Raw genomic sequence first — 6,639 nt, 5'->3', positions numbered from 1 at the left:
TTTTCTTGATAAAGAATTGTGGTATTAAAGGATGGCTGTATTATTTACAAAACTCTTAGAAGAAAATAATGTAACCTTCTTCTTTGGAACTCAACCTCAAGACTACTCACTTCTGGTCACATTACGGCATCATTGTGCACATTGTATTAAAGCACTTCTCCAACAAATAAACCATCCCTTAGGTTTATAAATACAGCCAAAGCTGTGTTTATTTCACTGGCCTTTTAGAAAGGAATGAAAACTGATGTGAGAATCCAGGCTTGTCAAAAGTTAATTGGTAGATGGATGGAGAATGGCAGATTCATTGGGAAATTATTGAGTTGGTAATTACAAGACAATGTGACTTAGTAGGGCTTTAAGAATCTGAATTAGATCGGTTTTAAGGACAAAGTAATAAAAAGGTTGAACTTATTATTTGAGAGTTATAGTATGTTCATTTCAATAGTAAAAGGTGAATTACAGTAGGATCTCAGGGATATAATTGATTGATGAGAGGGAATTTATGAGAGCTGTTATCCTTTTTGGTTTAATGTTGTTGGGAAGTCTAAGCATCCTTCCCGGTACTGCATTTGCCCAAAGGGAGAAAAACTTTCAGAATTGGACTTACCATTATTTTCTTAAAAACCTTGATCATGAAGTTCAATTTTATTCCGACTATGGCTATCGACTTCAGATTCCTCCCAGGGCGTTTACCAGATTTCATGCCCGCCCAACATTAAGGTTTTATTATTGGAGGAGGTTGTCCTTTAATTTGGGAGTTGGATTTTTTGTTATCCTGCAAGATGATCAACAGGACACTTTTGAATACCGCGGCTTTATAGGCTTTTATTTTCGATGGCCTGAAGTAACTGGCTTTTATTTTCGTTGGCGTTTTCGAGTAGAGGCAAGAGAAATTTTTGCTATTGGTACCAGTGAAATTGAGTCCTCTTTAAGAATTCGTTTGAAACTTTATTTTGAAGTACCCTTGAATAATAAAAAAGTGATTGCAAATACTTGGTATTTAATTGCTACTGCTGAAATTTTTGAGAATTTTGGGGAGACGCAACTCCAAGCCTTTGTCAGCGAATTAAGACTTGAGGGAGGTGGAGGATATAGAATAAATCATCATCATAGAGTTAGTGTAGTTTTTCTATTACAACAAGCTCAAAGGGGACAGTTAGATGATGTTCCGGTAACTAATTTGGTTTTTCGTATTCGCTATATAAATTATTTTTAGAAGTATAATTCTTGTGGGCTCAGAGCCCCAGGTAGAGTCTGGGGCTCTAATTGGAGTCTAAGGATTTGTTCTCATCTTGTCAAGAATTTGGTTGAGCATCTTAACATGTTCTTCAGGAAGTACTTGGTCAAAATTCAAGCTACTTTCCAGGACCTCAGAAGCATTATTAACTACTAATTCCCCTTTATCACTTATCACAATGTCTACTTGCCGACGATCATTTTTACATTCCCTTCGCTCTACCAAACCTTTTTGGTAAAGTTTATCAACTAATCGAGATGCATTAGACATTTTGTCGATCATGCGCTCTGATAAAAATTTCATGGTAACGGGGACCTTTTTTTGTCCTCTTAATATTCTTAATATATTGAATTGTTGAGTAGAGATTCCAAAGGGTTTCAATAAGTTGTTATGTCGGGATGATAGCCAGGAGCTTGTGAAAAGTATATTAATAACTGCTTTTTGGTATTCGTTTTTAAATTTTACTTGATGAATTTCCTTTTCGATTTCCATATTTGGATGCTTTTTTAAATTTTTCGCAATTTATAAAAAAAGCTCATTTCAAAGATCGAATTGGTAATATTTATAAAATATTCTTCAAAAGAAAGGTTTTTAGGTCAAAGGAACTAACAATGTTTATTGTTTAGGTAAAAAGGCTAAATTCTTCAATAAATGAATATGAATTATTTACTCATATCTAATTCTTCATTAATTTAATCCACTCTTTTATCAATTCCAGACCTTCTTCATGCACCATTTTTCTTCCTATTTCGGGCATCATAATGCCAGGATCGTTGGATTTCATCCGGAAATAGAGAATAGATTCTTCCGGTTTTCCGGGGACAATGGCATATTTAAGTCCTCCACTACCTCTACCTGCTGCTATAGGTGGTTTGCGAATCCCTAATTTATGAAGATCATTCTCAAAAATGTCTAGATTTAGCCCAGAGGTTTTTGCTGGTCCATTTTCATTATGACAATGACCACAATTTATATCGAGTAATGCTCTTGCTCTCTCAGCTATTTTTCCCCCTTTAGGATCATCCCATTGGGCCAGTTTTTGCACCTTCTGAATTTCTGGTAGACCACTTAATATACCGGTTTTTTCCCATTGGATGAGTTGATTTTCCGCTTTGCCCGAGGTAATGGTTTTGTTTAATTGCCTAGCTGAAGGCCCAATGGGCATCAATTCATTGTTTTTGCTATGACAGCTTTTACATTGCGTCACGGTTGGAACGGAGTAATTGATTTTCTTCAAATTACCATTAAAATCTGTCCAGGTCACATCAGTATTATCGCCTGCTACTTCTAGCCATGCTTCTGTTTGTTCATCATTCCAGACATAAGCCAGGGCTTTCCACCCCTTTTTTTCCAGGATAAGTAATCGGGTTTCAATTATTCTTCGGTCTGCCTGGGGCTTTCTAAAATCTGTAGGGTAATAAAAATTTTTTATTAATATACTTCCAGTTGGGAAATCAAAAGGGTCTTTTGCATTAAAAACCATGTTGCCTTCCTTAGGTAAACGTATAAAACGTTTTTTAAAAGCATAGTCTGAGAAGAGAGGTGTGTTTAATTCATAAGGTATTACACCTTTGGCAGGGATTAAATCAGAAAGCTTTCCAGTAAAAAAACCGTATTCCGATAATTTTTCATTCCCATAATTTGACACCTTTATTCTCTGGGATTTCTTTACAATTGCCGGTTTTTCCGTGGTTTCTTTTTCAGTTGGTTGGTTTCCAGATGTACAGGATGCCAGAATAAATGCTATAGCTAAAAACCAAAAAAAGTGATGTCTTTTGTTTTTAATCATGATTAAATAATCTGCTATAAAAAGCCAGGGAAAAAATGTGCATTTTTTATTCTAAACTCAACTTTTCTTATAATGAATGGCGATATTTAGGAAATAGGGATAGTTTTTGGACCCCTCTTTACTAATGCCTTAATCCTTCTAATTCTTAATGTTTAACTCTTATATTTTCTTATTAATAACTGAAAAAGAAAAAGGGTGTTTTTAAATCTTGATTTCAATATTCTCTTCATCAACTGATTTTTCATCCTTTTCTAGATTGGGGTAAGGATTTAATTGAACTGCCTTGATAGGAGGTCTGCTACAGTCGTATTTACTCATGTCTTGATGTAGGTTCTTGAAATCATTTCCTGCGTCTAAATTGGCAAAAGTGGCATTGCCGTTATTTTGAAAGCAAAAACTGTAATCAGCTTTTATTGTACCATCATCATGTTTTCCATCTGGATCTTCAATCCCATCCACAATGATATCCGGTGTATTAAACCCAAACTTCCAGACAAATAATTTACCAAAGTCACTCTTCAGAGAAGGTAGCCAATATTTGTTTTCATATTGGTTATCATGAATGTAAATCGCCCGGGAGTAGGGATTGTAATTCTTATCTTCTTCGAATTTTCTGTTTATTTTTTGGGTAGTCCCTCTTTCTGACTCCTTATTTTTTTCATTTTCAGATTCTTCCTCTGTGCTAATAGCATTTATCAAGTGATAACTAATGATGGCTGTACCTGCGGTTTTATTATTTATAATTTGATTGTTGAAAATTTCCACTTTTTCCGTAGCTAAAACTAATATACCTGTACCTGCTGGAGTAACCGCCACTATATTTCCAGGTGGAGCAAAATTACGGTGATTGTTTTCTATAATTTTGTTATTGAATACCCTTACATGGTTTCCATATTGGGTAAGGGCGGGAAGGTCAAAAACTAAAATACCTCCTGTATTGTCTCTAGCCTCATTATTGTAGATGTCTACGTATTTTGAATTCTCACTTTCAATACCAGCAACGTTTTTATAAATCTTATTTTCTCTGATTACTACATGATCTGATTGTCCTACGTAGATTCCCGCGTCTGAAGCACCAGTAGCTATACACTTTTCTATTAACACGTTTTTACAAATAACGGGGTATAGACCATATGCCCCATTTGTTGTTTTAGGACCTCCGGTCCAGGAAACTTTAACATTTCTAAAAGTGATCCCTTCCGTTTCCATTACTTTGATATTGTCCCCAGCTGCGTCTTCAACAGTTAAGTTTTCTATCACAATATTGGTGCAATTCGTGATTTTAATGCCTTCAGCTCCTTCTTCTTGCCCTTTAAATGAAAGAATGGTTTGATCGATACCTTTGCCTCGAATTACCATATTTTTCTTATTGTCTAATATCAGGCTTCTCTTGAAAAGAAATTGCCCTTTATCAATTTCAATGGTATCTCCATCTTCTGCCAAAATAAATTCTGTTAGTAGGGATTTTTCAATATCCTGGAAATTTCGAATTTCCTTTGGTAATTCCTCTTTACAGGAGGTGAGTATACAAAGTGAAATAAACCCACAAATCAGAAAATTTTTCATGGCTAATTTTGATTTAACAGGTAAGGAATTTTTATTAGGAAAATATAGCTTTATAATAATTATTTTTCCCCTTGGAAACAAGTCGGTTAGATATGAAACAAGGGAGGCCCCTCTTAGGAGCTACCCCTGTTTACGACCCTTTGCCTTTTGGTCAAATTATTCTTTTTTTTGACTTCAACTGGACATGGTTTAGGAGCTTACAATTCATAAATAAAATGAAGAAAGCCAGGGAACCAGAATAATCAGAGAGACCCTCAGGGTTATTTTTTAAACCTATTTTTAGAATAATTTATATCCTAATGAAATGTAAATTAATTGATTCTTGATGTCTTCTGTTCCTCCTGCCAATCGGAATTGTTCATCGCTTTCTCGGTTGGGTACAAATTTTTTGTCCTTCTTAAGGTCTTTTAATCCTAAATTATAGCGAGCAGCTATATCAAATCTTCCAATATCGTAACCTATTCCGAAATTAAAACTTAAGTCATATTTGTTGAGATTGACAATGTCTCCGTCTTGAATTCTTAATGCTGGACCCAAGGCCAAATCATTTTTTTTAAAGTCTCTTTTGGCGGCTAGTACATAACCATATTGTGGACCGGCTTGGAGGTTAAAGCCTGAGAAAATATTGATCTTTGCTATTAACAAAAGGTTAAGGTAGGTGATCCGATCTGTGAAGTCCGAATTTAAGTTCATAGCATCCAGGCTGGGAATAGAGGCTTTGGCTCCTTGAAGGGAAATTAAAGCTTCTGGTTGTAAGATAACCATGCCAAATTTGGTATTGGCAAAAGCTCCAAATTGTGTGGATACACGGGCGGATCCTTCACCTTCAGCAATATAACCGGCGTAGTTTAGACCGGCTCTTACACCCAGGTTTAGTTCTTGTGCTTTTGAAAAGGATGCCAATAGAAAGCAGGATAGGAAAATGGTAATTGTTTTTTTCATGAGATGGATGTTTTTAAGGTTAGAATATTGATTAGTGGTGGTATTGAATTGTTCCTTTTAAAGGAGAAGTAAAATTCCTGAGGAGGAGGGAAAGGGAATAAGTTGGTGACTGGAAGTATAATATAGGGAGTTTCTAGGAGAATCCAGTGGAAGAGCATAAAAAAAACCTGATTCAACATAAGTTAGAATCAGGTTTTTTAAAAGAAGGTGTGAGTAATTAGAAAATTTTATAACCAACCGAGAGGTAGAGGTTTTGGGTTTTTATATCCCCACCACTGATATTTCTGAAGGTATCCGTAAAAGCTTCTGGAGATGATGGTTCATAATTCTTGTCTTTTCTCAAATCAGTTAGCCCAAAATTATATCGGGCTGCAATATCAAATTTTCCAATTTCAAATCCAGCACCTACATTTAGGGTGAAATCCAATTCTTTTAGATTATTGATATCCCCATCCTCTATAGGTAGACCTCCTAGAACTTCTGGTAGTGCTAAATTATCGTCTTCAAAATCCCTTTTGGCACTTAGTACATATCCAAATTGTGGGCCTGCCTGAATATTTAAACCAAGAGGAAGATTCAATTTTACCATTACAGGAACATTTAAATAGGTGATTTTATCCGTAAAATCAGTATCTCTTAATCCTAAAGCTTCCGCTCCCGCCCCAAGGTTTGAATTTACCCCTTGCATGGAAATTAAGGCTTCAGGTTGAATGGAGAATAAACCTAATTTGGCTTCGAGAAAAGCACCAAATTGGAGAGAAGGCCTTGCTGAACCATCTCCTTCTGAAATATAACCCGCATAGTTAAAACCAACTCTTGGTCCAAAATTTATGTCCTGGGCATTGGCAAATGTAAATCCTAAGGCGATTGCCAAAAATAGAGTGAGTAGTTTTTTCATTGTTATAATTTAAATGGTTTAAAAAAAATCCAGAAAACGTTATAGTTTCTGATTAAATCAATCAAAAATTAAATGAAAAAAAACTCCATTTCAAAGTTAATCTTATGAAAATGAAGGAAAATTTATAATAAATTTAAGATAATTTTAATAAATAGTATTAAATAATGAAAAAATATAAATAAATAATTAGGGTTGTTTTAACCAAAT

General features: G+C 34.9%; 6 protein-coding genes. 1 reads left to right on the top strand and 5 read right to left on the bottom strand.

Going from position 1 to position 6,639, the window contains the following annotated elements; all coding sequences use genetic code 11:
- The first annotated feature begins 502 nt into the window (after positions 1-502).
- Positions 503-1,216: a DUF2490 domain-containing protein gene (locus tag E1171_RS10570; protein ID WP_155205976.1), complete on the top strand. Its 714-nt coding sequence runs from the start codon at positions 503-505 to the stop codon at positions 1,214-1,216.
- A 57-nt stretch (positions 1,217-1,273) separates the two neighbouring features.
- On the opposite strand, the gene E1171_RS10565 is transcribed toward E1171_RS10570, so the two are convergent.
- The 5 genes from E1171_RS10565 to E1171_RS10545 form a co-directional block, all read right to left on the bottom strand.
- Entirely contained in the window at positions 1,274-1,729 is a 456-nt protein-coding gene (locus E1171_RS10565) for a MarR family winged helix-turn-helix transcriptional regulator (protein ID WP_155205975.1), read from the bottom strand.
- 184 nt (positions 1,730-1,913) lie between these two features.
- Positions 1,914-3,026 (bottom strand): SO2930 family diheme c-type cytochrome, encoded by a 1,113-nt coding sequence (locus tag E1171_RS10560; protein ID WP_155205974.1) that lies wholly within the window; start codon positions 3,024-3,026, stop codon positions 1,914-1,916.
- A gap of 201 nt (positions 3,027-3,227) precedes the next feature.
- Positions 3,228-4,592, bottom strand: coding sequence for a parallel beta-helix domain-containing protein (locus tag E1171_RS10555; protein WP_155205973.1), 1,365 nt, complete (start codon positions 4,590-4,592; stop codon positions 3,228-3,230).
- Positions 4,593-4,871: 279 nt separating this feature from the next.
- A complete protein-coding gene (locus E1171_RS10550; RefSeq protein ID WP_155205972.1) occupies positions 4,872-5,534 on the bottom strand; it encodes a porin family protein in 663 nt (220 codons plus the stop codon).
- Positions 5,535-5,751: 217 nt separating this feature from the next.
- Entirely contained in the window at positions 5,752-6,432 is a 681-nt protein-coding gene (locus E1171_RS10545; RefSeq protein ID WP_155205971.1) for a porin family protein, read from the bottom strand.
- Positions 6,433-6,639: the final 207 nt, after the last annotated feature.

This window comes from Xanthovirga aplysinae, from assembly GCF_009711365.1.
GTDB lineage: Bacteria > Bacteroidota > Bacteroidia > Cytophagales > Cyclobacteriaceae > Xanthovirga > Xanthovirga aplysinae.
Note: the sequence above shows the minus strand (reverse complement) of the source record. Positions and strands in the feature narration are given on the sequence as shown.

Excerpts from the sequence above, each read along its gene's own strand:
- E1171_RS10570 (WP_155205976.1), top strand. The coding sequence starts at position 503 with ATGAGAGCTGTTATCCTTTTTGGTTTAATGTTGTTGGGAAGTCTAAGC.
- E1171_RS10565 (WP_155205975.1), bottom strand. The coding sequence starts at position 1,729 with ATGGAAATCGAAAAGGAAATTCATCAAGTAAAATTTAAAAACGAATAC.
- E1171_RS10560 (WP_155205974.1), bottom strand. The coding sequence starts at position 3,026 with ATGATTAAAAACAAAAGACATCACTTTTTTTGGTTTTTAGCTATAGCA.
- E1171_RS10555 (WP_155205973.1), bottom strand. The coding sequence starts at position 4,592 with ATGAAAAATTTTCTGATTTGTGGGTTTATTTCACTTTGTATACTCACC.
- E1171_RS10550 (WP_155205972.1), bottom strand. The coding sequence starts at position 5,534 with ATGAAAAAAACAATTACCATTTTCCTATCCTGCTTTCTATTGGCATCC.
- E1171_RS10545 (WP_155205971.1), bottom strand. The coding sequence starts at position 6,432 with ATGAAAAAACTACTCACTCTATTTTTGGCAATCGCCTTAGGATTTACA.